Source organism: Traorella massiliensis (assembly GCF_900104665.1).
In the GTDB taxonomy this organism is placed as follows: domain Bacteria; phylum Bacillota_I; class Bacilli_A; order Erysipelotrichales; family Erysipelotrichaceae; genus Traorella; species Traorella massiliensis.
The window spans coordinates 591,716-606,294 of the sequence record NZ_LT629969.1 but is presented as its reverse complement, the minus strand read 5'-3'; the positions used below and the strand labels follow the sequence as shown (position 1 = coordinate 606,294).

Here is a 14,579-nt window from a genome sequence, read left to right as displayed (position 1 = left end):
AAATAGTAATCAATATGTGTACGCAATGACAATCGTACTTGACGTTAACTGAGTCAATATATCATCATAGCTTTAGTTAATCCTACAAAATTTACTTTTGACATGGATTTCATCAGAAAAGACTTTATTAACAATTAATGTAATTGAATTATATAAACATTTATAGAAAAGAGATGCCTTAATTAGAAGTTGAAAACAATCAAAAATAGATAATTTGATAAAACTGTTGACATTTAGGTAATACATATTGATATGAAACTAAAACATTTAATACTATTAGCTATACCATTAATCATTTGTTCAATTATAGGTTTTACAGTTACTTTTCCTGTTCCATTTATTGAAATTATTTATGGAAGTATTATCGCTTATCAGTTGTATCAGATTAATCACAAATTAGATTATCTTAAAGATAAAGATGACCTTAAAGATCATCAGCAATGAAAAGAATCAAATAATTCATTTATAATAAAAGCTCTTTTACTATAGAATAGCTTTTATTTTATATAAAACATGATCTTCGTAATATACTCATCCTCATCATGTGAGGTCAGATAATCATTGATACAAAATTCATAAGAATCAGAAATAATATGTAAATTATTTTCTTTACAGTAATTCAATAATTTCTTATAAGAGTGACCAATAGATAAATAATCACCTATATGATAGATATAAACACATTTACCTGATGGAAGAGTTACGATATTTTGTATTTTATCTGTTTTTTCAATCGGTAAAAAAGCTTCACTGGCTTCTGTAAAGCGATTTTCTTCAATACGTTTCAAAGGAACGATCACACCTGATTGAAAAAAGATCGGTAACTGTTTTTGAAATGCTTTAGAAAAACATTTCTTAGTAGCAACACTAATTTCTTTTAATGAATAAGGTTTCTTAACAGCTTCAGTCAATATATACTGCTCTTCGATCTTTTCTATGATCACTTCATTCTCTTTGTATGATCTTGAATGTTCCATTTGTTCACAGCGATGTTTGACCCTGCTTTGAATCAGACGGAGTTCTTTAATCTTTTCTTCAATAACGGATAGCTGGTTTTTAAAAAGTATGAGTGAACGGTCAATATTATAATTACGCATGTGTTCTTTTATTTCACGGAGTGAAAAACCAATCTTTTTCATGATCAAAATCGTATCCAGATAATCAATTTGGACTGCACTATAATAGCGATAACCTGTATTTGGATCTACATAAGCAGGACAAAATAAACCAATCTTATCATAATAAATGAGTGTCTGTTTCGATATATTCTGGTACTTTGATACTTCTCCAATAGAAAATAAATCTTTCATAAAATCTCCTTGACATTATAGTTACTATATCCTTTATTATATCTATATTCACTTACAAAATACAAGGAGGTTTTTATGTCATCTTTTATACATCGATTACCTATAAAAAAAATGATCCTTATCGTTATAGGTGCTATGATTACATCCTTTGGTATTCATAACATTCATCAGCAATGTAATATTACAGAAGGCGGAGTCATTGGATTGATGTTATTGATCGAGCACTGGTTTCACATATCACCTGCCTACATTACACCTATATTAGATATCTGCTGTTATTTATTGGCATTTCGTTATCTGGGAGGTCACTTTATTGTTACATCTATCTTATCTACACTCAGTGTTTCCCTTTTTTATAAAGTATGGGAGCTCTTTCCGCCAATGCTGCCAAATCTTAGTGATACTCCACTGTTAGCGGCTATATTAGGAGGAATCTTTGTCGGTGCAGGTGTAGGTATGATCGTACGGCAAGGTGGTTCAAGCGGGGGCGATGATGCTTTAGCACTGACGATTTCACATGTTACTCACTGTCGTTTATCTTACGCCTATCTTTTTAGTGATCTAACTGTATTAGGATTATCACTTACTTACATTCCTTATCAAAGAATTATTTTTTCTTTAATTACAGTCACTGTTTCTTCTTTTTTAATAGATCGAATACAAGACATAAAGTTCATAAAACCGCAAGAATCAGAGAAATAAGTTCATAAGATATGATAATTCGCAGTACAGCCTTAGATGATTTAATAGCAATTTCTAACATTGAAATGTAACGTTATTCAATCGAAGAAACTGCATCAGAAGAAGAATATAAAAATACTAGCTTTTATCAATGGTCCTCTTATCAATGAAAAAAGATGGTACTTATCAGGCGATTCCTGGTATCAATACAGTTTTCACCATCAGTATAAAGGATATGAGCTAGTTATTACTGATATAAAAGCACAAGGTTGAAAAAGGATGTGTCCTTACTTGTAAAACTCATCTGATCGATTTTTAGTTTTGTAAATAATGGTATATCAGATTCAACCCTTGCAAATGAAATCTGGTAGGACATGTCATTGATTTTTTAGTTTAAAAGAGTCCGCTTTCAAAGTAGAGAGCGGAATTTTATTTGATCTAATCCTTTAAATACAGATATCTTCTGTTTCATTTTTTTGAAAGGATAGATATATTTGTTTCATTTAGATGATTCATACTTTCTTTTTAACATAATAAAACAACAGGCACCTAAAATAATATTCAAATAAAAAGTAGCAAAACGCCATAAGATCATCATGCTTACGGCAGCACTTTTGGTGAACATGCTCATAAACAGAAATATAAACATGCCTTCGCTCCATCCGGCATCTCCCGGAAGCGGTGTCAAAGCATTCAGCATATGCACAAAACAGGAAATAGATATGACTCGAAACAAATCTTCTAGTGTCAGAGGTAATTGAAGTAAAAGTGCAATGAGATAAGGTACGGCATAAAGCAGCAAAAGACGGCAACCATGAGTGATGATAATTAGAAACGTTTCTTTTTTATTTTGTTTTAGCTGAGAAGTATGGATATTGAATTGATCGATCATGTCTTTTCCTTTTATAAATAATGTTTCAGGATCTTGAATAAAATGAAGCTTTTTAAGGAATAAAATCAGAAGACTTGATATTTTTATATATAATTGAGGAAAACGATTCATGGAATAAAGAAATAGAATCACAGATATGTTGATACAATAACCGAATAGAATCCATACCACTGTTTTAGGAAAGGCAAGCAAAGCCTGTTTCATGCTTATACCTAAGATCATGGTTACTGTTATGATCAGTGCCAATTGAAATAAGAAAAAATCTTTCCATAAAATCGCAGCTATTTCAGTATAGCTAAAATGCTTTTTTCTTAAAATATATGTTAACGATACCTGCCCTCCGCCTAAAGGTGTCACACTGTTGAAGAAACTGCCGCTAAAAGCGAATAAGATTCCTTCTGATATTTTAAAATTAGTTTGATAAGGTTTAGCTAACCTATATAATATCCAGCCTTGTATCATTCCTAAAGAAGCGCAAAGAAAAAGAATAGGCAGATAAGCGATAAGAGAAATTTTAGAAAGTTGTATCAATATAATTGAATAGTCATCTTTAAGGATGATTCCAATAACTAAAAGCATCAGGAGGATCATAAATATTAACTGATAAATTGGTTTTATTTTCATCTACTTATCTTAGATCATTTTGATGCAAATGATGTCGATTTCATGTTGATGTTAAATAATTATGAATTTTTTCTACTTTTTTTGGGAAATTTGTAATTTTGATGCATATAAAATAGTAGGAGGTAATATTTATGAAGTCAATTTTCATTGCCTACAGCATGATCATTGGATCCTTTGTCCTTTTTCTTTCATTTTGCTGGTATGTACAGTTTGATCATACACAAAATGTAACCGAAATGGCTGTAAAAAGAGCTTTGCTTTCAACAATGGCTGATTATGTCGATCAGAGTGAGTTTGAAGCTCAAGATGCTTTCGAAACTTTTACTGCTTATTTTAAAGAATTAGCACTTGAGGATTATACCTATGATCTGACATTAAGTGGTTTTATGAAAGAACCCTTGTTTATGAGAATTCATTGTCAAGCTGTCAATGAAAGTAAGCTAAAGGGAATGAGGATTGAAGTGGATGAAGCCATGGTAGAGGAGTTGAGTGAATGAAAAAGAATACGGTTTTAATAGGGCTTATCGCACTCGTAATAGTCAATGTGCTGCTTTTTAAGATTCTTTTAGACAAGCAATTAGATCTGGTAGAAGTACCGATTGCTAAAGTGCAGATCGAGCCACGTACTAAAATTGAAGAAGGAATGCTTGAAACTGTTAAGGTAAGCAAAGCTCTTTTGAATGAAGATTGTATTTTAGATATAGAGGAAGCGATTGGTAAATATACAGAAATTGAAGGAATCATTCCTAAAGGATCGCTTTTATATCAGTCAATGCTTTTTGAAGAAGAAGAGCTTCCGGATTATCCAGCATTAAAATTAAAAGAAGGTCAAAATGTATTTTCTTTACCTATTGATTTAGTTAAAAGCTCAGGCAATTCCTTAACAAACAATCAGATGATCGATGTTTATGTCACACTTTCACCTAAAAAAGAAAATCCTGTAAGTGATGCTTTATTATGGGGCGTACGAATTATCAATGTTGTTGATCGCAAAGGTATCGATATGAAGAAAAGTGAGTTGAATGTACCAAGTGTCATTAATTTAGCGGTAGATGAAGAATATGTTGCTTTGTTGAAAAAAGCAAGTGAAATGGGTAGTATTGATCTTTATGCAACAGCTTACCCACAAGAGGAAGAATGTTTGTTGAACGAGGAAAGCGTCCTTCTTCCACTTTTGTATGAATAGCTTTGATTTTGGTCCATTAACTCCTTATATTGAGGATGAAAACATCACGGACATCAATTACAATGGAAGGCATTTATGGATCGATCATCTCTCAAAAGGAAGATATTGTGAAGCTTTTGATGAAGATGAATTCATTCAGCAGTTTTGTTTCAAGATGGCAAATTATGTCAATTGCAGCTTTAATGTATCTTCTCCCATTATTGAAGCTGAAACCAAGGATTTACGCATCAGCATCTTACATCATTCTATCGCTCGCAGCGGACATAGCATTTCGATACGTAAGACTCCTGCTGTCTTAAGATTGAATGATAAGAAGATGGTGAAAGAGAGATATGCAAGTACAGAAGTACTAAAGCTTTTAAAAAAAATGGTGGAACATCATTGTAATATCATGATATCCGGACTTCCCTCTTCAGGAAAGACCGAGCTGATGAAATATCTGACACAATTCATTAAAGATAGTGAACGTATCATTACGATTGAAGATACATTAGAACTTCGAGCTCATGATATTTTTGAAGATAAAGATGTTGTGGCTTTAAGAGTAAGTGATCGTTTCAGTTATGTCGATGCTATCAAAGCATCTTTAAGACAACGACCGGACTGGATGCTTGTTTCTGAAGTACGCAGTCATGAAGTGGTTCATCTTTTAGAAAGCATTTCTACTGGCACTCATTTGATTTCAACGATTCATGCTTATGATGCGCAAAAGATTCCAAGTCGTATCTTACATATGTTTGAAAATGTAGAAATCAGTAATCAGATCATCTTAAACAGTATTCATGAATCCATCGATTTTGGTATCCATTTGGAAGCTAATATCAGTGAAAAAGGAATTCGTCGTTTTTTGAAACAGATAGTTTGTTTTGATGTCAAAGATGAACAGGCACAAAGTCATATCATCTATGATGGTAAATTACATTTAGAAGATATGCCTGAAAGACTAAAACTAAAATTAAAGATGGAGAGGTCCAAATGATGATTTTCGTTTATATCTTAGCTATTTTTCTTTTACTAGCTCTAAATTTTTCTAAGAAAAAGAATTTCTTTAAATATGCGATCTTTAATCGAAAAGGATATCAGGAGCTAAGAAAAACAATTCTGACCTATGGTTACAACTATGATATAAAAACCCATCTCTTTAGTACGGCTTTCTTTCTCTGTGCCTTATATTTCCTTTGTTATCAATTCGAAGTACGTATTGAAACCTATCTTTTATTAGCTCTTATATCCTTATTCATGCTTCCTCATATCATTATTTGGCTTCTTTTTCACTCTTATCAAGAAAAAATCTTTAATAGTTTCACAATGTTTCTTCAGACTTTTATTGCTGTATTCAAACTAAACCCTAAAACTTATCCATCTTTATGTGAATGCGAAAAAGTCTGCGAAGGTGAAATACATATACTGATTTTAAAAATGAAAGAAAGATTAATGGAGGAAGGAAATGTCGAAGCAGCGTTAAAGATTTTGAGTGATTATCAGCCACACTTTATTGTTCACAATTTAATTACCTTAGTTGCGACAATTGAAAAACATGGAGGAAGCTTTAGTGAAGGCTTAGATTTAATTCAAGATGATATTGATGACTGGATTGAGGATATCTATAGTTTTAAGAAAAATCAAGTGAGCACGAAAAACAAAATGATGGGTCTGTGTTTGCTTTCCATCGGTATTGCTTTTTTATCAAAAAATATGCTTGCGGAAATTTCTTTCAATACTAATAGTGATATCTATCAGTTATCTATACTTATTTTCTTATCATCACTTTTATTTACTCTTTTCATGGCTCATCGCATCTTTTCAAAATCATGGTTTGAGAAGGAGGAAACCCTATGATCCAAGTCATCCTTCCTGTAATTATCGTATTATTGCTATTTCTTTTTCATAAAACGTTTGATCCTCTGCTTGCTTCTTTGATTCATGAAGATGATCTCAATGAACTGATTCATGAAGACTCGCAGAAGTATTTACTCAAAAGAATTCGCAAAAGCAAAATTGCTTTGATTCCTCTATGCTTATGGAGCAAGCTAGATTATTCTTTTACCTTTCTCTTTCTTATCTTACTTATCTTTATCTTCCTTTTAAAAAAGGATTATTGGATATTAAAACAAAACGTGAAAAGAAAAAGCCGTCTTTTAAAATTTCAGTTTCCAATCTGGTTAAGACAGCTGCAAATCCTCCTTCAAAGCAACACTGTTGCACAGTCACTACGTCTGTCTTTGGATCATGCACCTACGTTGATACAGAATGATTTAAAAAAACTTATTGATGAAATTGATCAGGATGCCTTAAATATTACCCCCTATTTAAATTTTCTTAGCGCTTATCGCCTCAGCGAGATCGAGCGAGCAATGAAACTTTTATATCGATATAACACCGTTGGTAAAGATGATGCTTATCTGCAATTTAACCGTATGATACAAACAACTACAAAGTGGTTAAGAAGCGAAAGAGAGGAACACCATAAAGATGCAATGGCTATTTATGAATGGTTTTCTATGATTCCCCTTTTTGGCGTGACACTCTTATTTCTAGCAATTATGTGTGAGGTTGTCATGAATATGTTTATGAACGGAATGTAAAGGAGGTTCCTATGAAAGCTTTTTTTGAAGAATATGGACTTGTACTGATCGTAACGATCATTGCTTCAGGCATGATTTTATTTGCCAGTGAGTTTAGAGGTACGATGCAAGATACAATTGAAACTCAATGGGATAAAATGACAGAAGAATCACCTCTTTAATCTATGAAAGGTGCTTTTGAATTTGGATTTATCATGATTTTCGCATTGCCAATGATTGTCTTTGGATTAAATTTTATGCAAATTTTAATGACTTATAATCAGGCAAGGCAATACCAGAACTATGTCGTTACTCAAATTGAACATCAAAACCGTCTAGATGATTCAGTCTATGAATTAATTGATAATGGAAAAAAATACTGTTCTTCATGTACATTGAACATTACCCCAACTGATCAGCGCTACGACGTCAAAGTAACTTTTCCTATTCATCTTTCTCTTATCAATTATCATACGAATGGTTCACTTCACATGATGACACAAGTTATAAAATAAAAGGAGATCTAACCGATCTCCTTATACTATAATGTTACTGTTACTTTTTCACCATTAGGACCTTCAGCAGCATTCAAATAGTCAACAATTTCCTGTTTTTTATCTGCTTTAGATGGACGACAAGTACTTACGCTTTTTACTTTTCCATTCACCAATGCTTCCGCTAGACCACTACATCCCGGATAACCGCAAGATCCGCAATTATAACCAGGTAAAAGCTGCGTAACATGTTCAATACGTTCATCTTCTTTAACTGCTAAAAATTTATTGGCAAGACCTAAACCCAATCCTAGGATTGCTCCTAGAACGAGCATCAAAATGATTGCTTGTATCATAGTTCCTCCTTAATTTTGGCTAGGGTGATTTCCACATGAAAAATCTTTACACCCATGACAGGCCTGTTTCAGATTTTCACAGCCCTTAGGCACTGGCGTTTTGTGATTCAGATAATAGAAACAGCCATATCCAGCAGCCAGCACCACTAATATGATAATCCCTGTCATATTATACCAGCCCTGCTAATCCTGAGAATGCTAAAGCCATCAATCCAGCCACAATGAGTGCAATTGGATTTCCTTTAAAAGACGGCTGTGTATTTGCTGTATCTAAACGTTCACGAATCGTAGAGAAAATAAATAGAACCAAAGCAAAACCGATAGGTACAGCCAAAGAATAAGTACACATTTCCGCAAAGTCATAGCCATTAGAAATATTATCTAATGCGACACCCAATACCGCACAGTTCGTTGTGATCAAAGGTAAATAAATACCTAAAGCTTTATACAAAGCTGGTGAAAATTTCTTGATGATCATTTCTACAAGCTGTACAAATGCCGCAATAACTAAAATAAATGTAATCAGATCCATGTATTCCAAACCAGCTGGTTCTAACACCTGATAATAAAGAGTATAAGTTACGATACTTGATACAAAAATTACAAAAGTAACTGCAGCACCCATTCCTAAAGCACTATCTACTTTTTTAGAAACGCCAAGGAAAGGACACATACCCAAAAATCTGGTTAGAATAATATTATTGATAATGGCAGCGCCAAGAAACAATGTAAATAATTCACTCATATGTTTTCTCCTTTCTACTTAGCTGCTTCAAGTGCAGCCTGCACCGCTTTCTGTGCTGAATTACTTGAAATTGTTGCTCCTGACAGTGGCTCAACTTCAAGTGTATCCAGTGTCATACCTGCAAACTGGCTTGTAAAGTCTTCATTTGCAATCTGATCGCCAACATGCTGTGTATCATTAGCTTCTACAACGACTACATTCTGTACTGTTCCATCTAAAACCGTAACCTCTATGACATTTGGCTTTCCGTCTGCATGATTATAGACTGCATAGCCGTCTACACTTACCGTATAAGTTACGCTTCCATCGCTATTCTCTGTCGTATTAGTGATTTCCGTGTTGAAATCCATTCCTGTTTCACTTCCACCTGAACTGCTGTTATTTTCTTCTTCAACAGGTGTTTGTGCTGCGGCAGTATCAACCATAAAATCACTTCTTAATGCGATAAAAGCAACTAAAACAATTGCAACGATACCTCCGCCAATCTTCCAAGGCTTTTTATTTTTGCTGTTTTTGAAAGCTGTTAAGGCAGCAGCCAAACAAGCAAAAGTAAAGAAGGCGCCAATTGGCTGACTAAATATAGATACTACATATTCACTTGGGAAAAACGTAGTTTCAAAAATAATAAAATTTGTATTAAACGGATTCGTGAAACTTAATGTTCCTGTAGAGATAATCTGACGAACTACCGACATAGCTAAAAGTCCAAGCGTATAACCTAGCCCCATACCTAAGCCATCTACCAGCGAATCTATGACACCATTTTTACTGGCAAATGCCTCAGCACGTCCCAGAATAATGCAGTTAACCACGATTAATGGCAAGAAAATTCCCAATGCTGTATTTAATTCAGGCGTATAAGCTTCTACAAGCATCTGAACAATCTTTACCAATGCCGCAATAACAACGATATATACCGGAATTCGAATTTCATCCGGTGTAATCTTACGAATACATGAAATAATAACATTAGACATTACTAATACAAGTGTAACTGCCACACCCATGCCAATAGCATTGTTGAGCGTCGTAGAAATTGCCAATGTAGAGCATAATCCAAGATAAAGTCCAAAGATCGGATTTTCACTTATGAAACCCGCTTTAAAATTTTCAAAACGTTTCATAAAGATCCCCTCCTAATAATTCTCGTTGTGATAATTCACAACTTCTGCAAGACCATTTACAACAGCGGTAGATGAAACTGTTGCACCACTTAATGTATCAACCTGATCATCAATTGACTGACCAATAAAGGATTCATAGAACTCAGGATCCGCTACACGTGAACCATAACCTTGTGTATCATTAATTTGAGTTACCTTATATCCTGAAAAATTACCATCATTATCAATTGCGACAAGATAGGTAATAGTATCACTAAAACCTTGAACGCTGACTTTATAGATTACACCTTCACCCTCAGCTTCATAAATATTTGTAATATATTCAACTTCTCCCTTAATTTCTACTTCTGTAAAGTTTCCGTTAGGGAAAAATTCTTCCAGCGTAGATCTTACTTCTGCTAATGCGTTTTCTTCAATAATTGGTGCCGTCAGATTATTGACAGCTGCCAATGCTCCTCCGGCAATTGCAGAAATCACAGCTAGGAAAAGCGTTAAATGAATGATTTTTTTCATAAGACCCCTCCTATTGCTCCAAAGCAGCTAATACTGCATGATATGCTGAATTACTTGAAATTGTTGCTCCTGACAGTGGCTCAACTTCAAGTGTATCTAGTGTCATACCTGCAAACTGGCTTGTAAAGTCTTCATTTGCAATCTGATCGCCAACATGCTGTGTATCATTAGCTTCTACAACGACTACATTCTGTACTGTGCCATCTAAAACCGTAACCTCTATGACATTTGGCTTTCCATCTGCATGATTATAGACTGCATAGCCGTCTACACTTACAGTATAAGTTACGCTTCCATCACTATTCTCTGTCGTACTAGTGATTTCTGTGTTGAAATCCATTCCTCCTGTACTGTTGCCGTTTTCTTCACCTGCTGGCTCCTGTGCCGCTTCAAGTGCTGCCTGCACCGCTTTCTGTACCGAAGTGCTTGAAATTGTTGCTCCTGACAGTGGCTCAACTTCAAGTGTATCCAGTGTCATACCTGCAAACTGGCTTGTAAAGTCTTCATTTGCAATCTGATCGCCAACATGCTGTGTATCATTAGCTTCTACAACGACTACATTCTGTACTGTTCCATCTAAAACCGTAACCTCTATGACATTTGGCTTTCCGTCTGCATGATTATAGACTGCATAGCCGTCTACACTTACCGTATAAGTTACGCTTCCATCGCTATTCTCTGTCGTATTAGTGATTTCTGTATTGAAATCCATTCCTGTTTCACTTCCACCTGAACTGCTGTTATTTTCTTCTTCAACAGGTGTTTGTGCTGCGGCAGGCTCAACCGCATGAATTGCCAATACACCACATCCAAGACCAACAACAGCTAGACATACAAATGTAATAACGGCATTCCTTAAGCCTTTAATTTGTTCACAGTCACAGACACGTTCGATCATCGGTGTACATGCATTCATGATCAGGATAGAATATAAAACACCTTCCGGAAGATTGGCTTTTACACGAATCAACACCGTCAAAATAGCACAGCCCAATGCAAAAATAACTCTTCCTGATGCACTTGTCGGATTAGTAACCGGATCAGTTGCCATAAAGAAAGCTCCAAACAATAGCCCACGGCTTAATACATGGTAAACAGGATACCACATACCCATGCCTTTAAATAATGCCATAACTGCTGTCATCACAAAGACACTTCCTATATAAACAACAGGTACTCGCCAATCAATAACCTTACGTACTGCAAGAATGATTCCTACCACAATGATTAGAATTCCACAAGTTTCACCTAAAGCTCCAGGATGAGAACCAAACAGTAAACCACCAAGGCCACCAACAGAATTCAATAATTCATTGACCATGCCAGCATCTGTTACACACCATGAATATGTATTAGCCATTAATGTTGTCGGTGTAGCGCCTGTCGTAATATCCGCCGCTACCATACTTGAAAATGCTGTTAAGATTATCGCTCTTCCAACAGCTGCCGGATTGAAGATATTCTGTCCAAAGCCGCCAAAAGCCAGTTTTCCGAAAATCGTACAAAGAACCGCTGCCACTGCAACTGCATACCAGTGTGTGTTAACAGACACCATAAGCGCTAAAATTACACCTGTAATCCAAGGAAATGACCCTTTTAAATATGAAACAACATCTTTTTTGATGACTAATGCCCAAACTATTTCAGTAAGCATACAGCCTCCAAGCGATGCTGCCATGATCAGCACTGCCTGAACAACATATTCGCTACCATAGTTTGTCGCATAATAAAACAGTGAATACAAATAAATAACTATCAGCCCCAATAACAGTTCAAACATGATTCTTTTAGTCGAGTTTGTACTGCGATAATTTGGAGCCGGACTGTAATTAAATTTCATCGTCACTTCCCCCTATTTCTTAGCCTTCGACATTTGATAGGCTCGCTTAGCTCGGCGTACATTTTCTGTAACTGCAATTTTAGAAGGACAAACATATGTACACATTCCACATTCAATACATTTACTGACATTTAGTTTTTCCAAACGTGCCATATCTTTTAATTTGTTTGCCTGAACGATACGTACTGGCTGCAAACCACTAGGACAATGATCAGAACAGCTTCCACATCTTAAGCAGGCAACTTCATCAATCGCTACTTTTTTCAATACCGTAATAGCATTATTCTGTCTTTCTACACAGACATCATCTGTCGTAATCGTAGTCCCCATCATTGGACCGCCAAAGCAGACAACAACATCATCTGTCGTATAACCGCCACAAGCTTCAATCACATCGTGTGCACTGCTTCCTACAGGTGCTATTACATTGCACGGTTTCTTTACTGCGTCTCCGCTTACCGTCAGCATCCTGCTAACAATCGGTTCACCCGTTGTCAATGCTTTCGCAAACATATAGGCTGTTGTTGCATTATTCACTATACATCCAACTTCCAGTGGAAGTTTATCATAACGCTTTTTCGTCAATTGATACACAAGCGTTCTTTCCCACCCCATCGGATAAACATCAGGCACACTGATACATTCGATATCCTTTTCATTTTTCAGTTTTTCGCTGACACTTTGAATGAGTTCAGGATGTGTTTTCTTAATAGCGATCAATACTTTTTTCGCATCACTCATCTTCTTCATCGCCTTTATACCTGTAAGCACCAAGTCAAAATCATTTTCCATGACTTTATAATCACTGGTAATATAAGGTTCACATTCCACAGCATTAATAATCAGATTTTCAACATCCTTAACATCTTTATACTTTACATAAGCAGGAAAACCTGCTCCACCGCAGCCGACAATCCCAGCATTCATCATAAAATCCACTAACTCTTCACGAGTAGCAGTTTTATAATCCAGCACAGGATTTTCTTCTTTTGTATATTTTTTATCATTAGAAATAACTACATGCTTGACCTTCTTTAAGCTCTGATGTAATCGGTCTTCAACAGCTTCTACTTTACCACTAACACTAGAATATATAGGAACTACAAAGCGGCTGTTGAACTGTGCAATTTTTGTTCCAGCTTTCACCTCATCTCCTGGCTGAACAAGTATTTGTGGATTCATTTCTGTACCAAAATACAATGGAATCGCAACCTTTTCAGGAACCAAAGTGATGATATCTGCATGTTCACTCAACTCTTTGTGCCCATTTATATGGGTACGCATGGACCCTCTAAACAAAGACATTTCGTCACCTTCCTCTTCTTACAATCGTGTAAAACGACATCTCTGTTATTATAACATATTCTCACATAATTTTATAATATAATTTATCAAACTTCATTCCTTTGTGATATCTTTTCCTTAGACAGTTTCAAATAATTATGTTTTGTCTTTTATTATGTCCTTTATTTCTCATTTAACACACAAGAAAATGATTTTGTAACCAAAATCATATGCAAATAAGCAACTCCCTATCTGCATACCCACCTGCCTTTCTAGCGGCGTGGTTCCACCGGCACCTTCACATCTCCTTCTTTTGCTCCTCTCTGAAGCGTAAGGCATTGGCGAAATGTTCCAGTGTCAGCTTATTATTTTTTTCTGGCAGGATTCCATCCCTTTGCCATGCTTCCATCTTCCAGTGAATCGCATGACTGCCGGGTCCTGCTTCTTTTCTATCTGAACAGGCATAAATAGGGAGTTCTCTGACATTCCTCCAATGTCGCTTTCCCCAGATCCCTGATCACTTCTTTCCATTCCCTGTATTCATGATATTCGTTCGGTATCCTTTCCCGGTACCCTTCTCCCCTCCTTGCAATCACATACGCTGCACTGTGGTGGATGCTTAGCCCTAGCCGCTTCGCATATTTCAGCTTCCCGATCTGCGTTGTGTGCCTTGGATCCACCTTCCTTAAATATACTCCTTTTTCCATGCATTTCCTTTCGATCTTCTCCTCCAGCCTCTTATATGCAAATGTTCCCAGCATCCGGTTATAGTTCCTGTCCCTGTACAGGCTCTCTTCTTTCTTCCTCTCGAATTCTAAATCTTCCATGATCAGATTCTTTTTCTTGCCCGCACATTCCTCTACGATCCGTTTCACTGCCACATACCTTTCATATTCCCTCTGGTTCCTTGTTCCTCTTTCTTTCAATGGAATCCTCCATGCCTTTACCAGATTCCCTTTTCTGTCG

The 14,579-nt window shown here is 35.6% G+C and carries 19 protein-coding genes and 1 pseudogene; 9 read left to right on the top strand and 11 right to left on the bottom strand.

The window, feature by feature from the left end:
• Positions 1–252: 252 nt before the first annotated feature.
• Positions 253–444 carry a hypothetical protein gene (locus BQ5367_RS10200; RefSeq protein ID WP_071442396.1) on the top strand — a complete coding sequence of 64 codons (192 nt, stop codon included), beginning with the start codon at positions 253–255 and terminating at the stop codon, positions 442–444.
• Positions 445–497: 53 nt separating this feature from the next.
• On the opposite strand, the gene BQ5367_RS10195 is transcribed toward BQ5367_RS10200, so the two are convergent.
• On the bottom strand, positions 498–1,310 hold the full coding sequence (locus BQ5367_RS10195; protein ID WP_071442395.1) for a MerR family transcriptional regulator: 813 nt from the start codon (positions 1,308–1,310) through the stop codon (positions 498–500).
• Positions 1,311–1,385: 75 nt separating this feature from the next.
• Here BQ5367_RS10195 and BQ5367_RS10190 point away from each other — a divergent pair, with 75 nt between their 5' ends.
• The gene (locus tag BQ5367_RS10190; RefSeq protein ID WP_071442394.1) at positions 1,386–2,012 is read left to right on the top strand and encodes a YitT family protein; all 627 of its coding nucleotides are present in this window, start codon (positions 1,386–1,388) and stop codon (positions 2,010–2,012) included.
• Between the two features lie 478 nt (positions 2,013–2,490).
• Here the strand turns inward: BQ5367_RS10190 and BQ5367_RS10185 are convergent, their stop codons facing one another.
• The gene (locus tag BQ5367_RS10185; protein WP_071442393.1) at positions 2,491–3,507 is read right to left on the bottom strand and encodes a lysylphosphatidylglycerol synthase transmembrane domain-containing protein; all 1,017 of its coding nucleotides are present in this window, start codon (positions 3,505–3,507) and stop codon (positions 2,491–2,493) included.
• A 131-nt stretch (positions 3,508–3,638) separates the two neighbouring features.
• Here BQ5367_RS10185 and BQ5367_RS10180 point away from each other — a divergent pair, with 131 nt between their 5' ends.
• Genes BQ5367_RS10180 through BQ5367_RS10155 form a run of 7 tightly spaced genes read left to right on the top strand, consistent with a single transcriptional unit; the run spans position 3,639 to position 7,772 of the window.
• Positions 3,639–4,004, top strand: coding sequence for a hypothetical protein (locus tag BQ5367_RS10180; protein ID WP_071442392.1), 366 nt, complete (start codon positions 3,639–3,641; stop codon positions 4,002–4,004).
• Positions 4,001–4,693 carry a Flp pilus assembly protein CpaB gene (gene cpaB / locus BQ5367_RS10175; protein WP_071442391.1) on the top strand — a complete coding sequence of 231 codons (693 nt, stop codon included), beginning with the start codon at positions 4,001–4,003 and terminating at the stop codon, positions 4,691–4,693. Before BQ5367_RS10180 ends, cpaB begins: the two co-directional genes overlap by 4 nt.
• Positions 4,686–5,672, top strand: a complete 987-nt coding sequence (locus BQ5367_RS10170; RefSeq protein WP_071442390.1) for a CpaF/VirB11 family protein — start codon at positions 4,686–4,688, stop codon at positions 5,670–5,672. Before cpaB ends, BQ5367_RS10170 begins: the two co-directional genes overlap by 8 nt.
• Entirely contained in the window at positions 5,669–6,532 is an 864-nt protein-coding gene (locus BQ5367_RS10165; RefSeq protein WP_071442389.1) for a hypothetical protein, read from the top strand. Before BQ5367_RS10170 ends, BQ5367_RS10165 begins: the two co-directional genes overlap by 4 nt.
• The gene (locus BQ5367_RS10160; protein ID WP_071442388.1) at positions 6,529–7,278 is read left to right on the top strand and encodes a hypothetical protein; all 750 of its coding nucleotides are present in this window, start codon (positions 6,529–6,531) and stop codon (positions 7,276–7,278) included. The genes BQ5367_RS10165 and BQ5367_RS10160 overlap by 4 nt, the downstream gene beginning before the upstream one ends.
• 11 nt (positions 7,279–7,289) lie before the next feature.
• The gene (locus BQ5367_RS13730; RefSeq protein ID WP_202615297.1) at positions 7,290–7,439 is read left to right on the top strand and encodes a hypothetical protein; all 150 of its coding nucleotides are present in this window, start codon (positions 7,290–7,292) and stop codon (positions 7,437–7,439) included.
• A 3-nt stretch (positions 7,440–7,442) separates the two neighbouring features.
• On the top strand, positions 7,443–7,772 hold the full coding sequence (locus tag BQ5367_RS10155) for a hypothetical protein (RefSeq protein WP_071442387.1): 330 nt from the start codon (positions 7,443–7,445) through the stop codon (positions 7,770–7,772).
• A 26-nt stretch (positions 7,773–7,798) separates the two neighbouring features.
• On the opposite strand, the gene BQ5367_RS10150 is transcribed toward BQ5367_RS10155, so the two are convergent.
• From BQ5367_RS10150 to BQ5367_RS10120, 9 genes and pseudogenes are all read right to left on the bottom strand, one after another.
• On the bottom strand, positions 7,799–8,107 hold the full coding sequence (locus BQ5367_RS10150; RefSeq protein ID WP_071442386.1) for a (Fe-S)-binding protein: 309 nt from the start codon (positions 8,105–8,107) through the stop codon (positions 7,799–7,801).
• Between the two features lie 9 nt (positions 8,108–8,116).
• Complete coding sequence (locus tag BQ5367_RS13725; RefSeq protein WP_202615296.1) at positions 8,117–8,275, bottom strand: hypothetical protein; 159 nt, start codon at positions 8,273–8,275, stop codon at positions 8,117–8,119.
• 1 nt (position 8,276) lies between these two features.
• Positions 8,277–8,852 carry an electron transport complex protein RnfA gene (locus BQ5367_RS10145; protein WP_071442385.1) on the bottom strand — a complete coding sequence of 192 codons (576 nt, stop codon included), beginning with the start codon at positions 8,850–8,852 and terminating at the stop codon, positions 8,277–8,279.
• A gap of 14 nt (positions 8,853–8,866) precedes the next feature.
• Entirely contained in the window at positions 8,867–9,202 is a 336-nt protein-coding gene (locus tag BQ5367_RS13865; protein ID WP_235858780.1) for an FMN-binding protein, read from the bottom strand.
• 132 nt (positions 9,203–9,334) lie between these two features.
• Positions 9,335–9,976 (bottom strand): annotated as a pseudogene (gene rsxE / locus BQ5367_RS13860) (electron transport complex subunit RsxE); the annotation flags it as partial.
• Between the two features lie 12 nt (positions 9,977–9,988).
• Positions 9,989–10,489 carry an FMN-binding protein gene (locus BQ5367_RS10135; RefSeq protein WP_071442383.1) on the bottom strand — a complete coding sequence of 167 codons (501 nt, stop codon included), beginning with the start codon at positions 10,487–10,489 and terminating at the stop codon, positions 9,989–9,991.
• Positions 10,490–10,499: 10 nt separating this feature from the next.
• The gene (locus BQ5367_RS10130; protein WP_071442382.1) at positions 10,500–12,329 is read right to left on the bottom strand and encodes an RnfABCDGE type electron transport complex subunit D; all 1,830 of its coding nucleotides are present in this window, start codon (positions 12,327–12,329) and stop codon (positions 10,500–10,502) included.
• A gap of 12 nt (positions 12,330–12,341) precedes the next feature.
• Positions 12,342–13,613, bottom strand: coding sequence for an RnfABCDGE type electron transport complex subunit C (locus BQ5367_RS10125; protein WP_328586475.1), 1,272 nt, complete (start codon positions 13,611–13,613; stop codon positions 12,342–12,344).
• A 449-nt stretch (positions 13,614–14,062) separates the two neighbouring features.
• Positions 14,063–14,579 (bottom strand): IS200/IS605 family accessory protein TnpB-related protein (locus BQ5367_RS10120; RefSeq protein ID WP_143052389.1); only part of this gene is annotated, 517 nt, incomplete at its 5' end.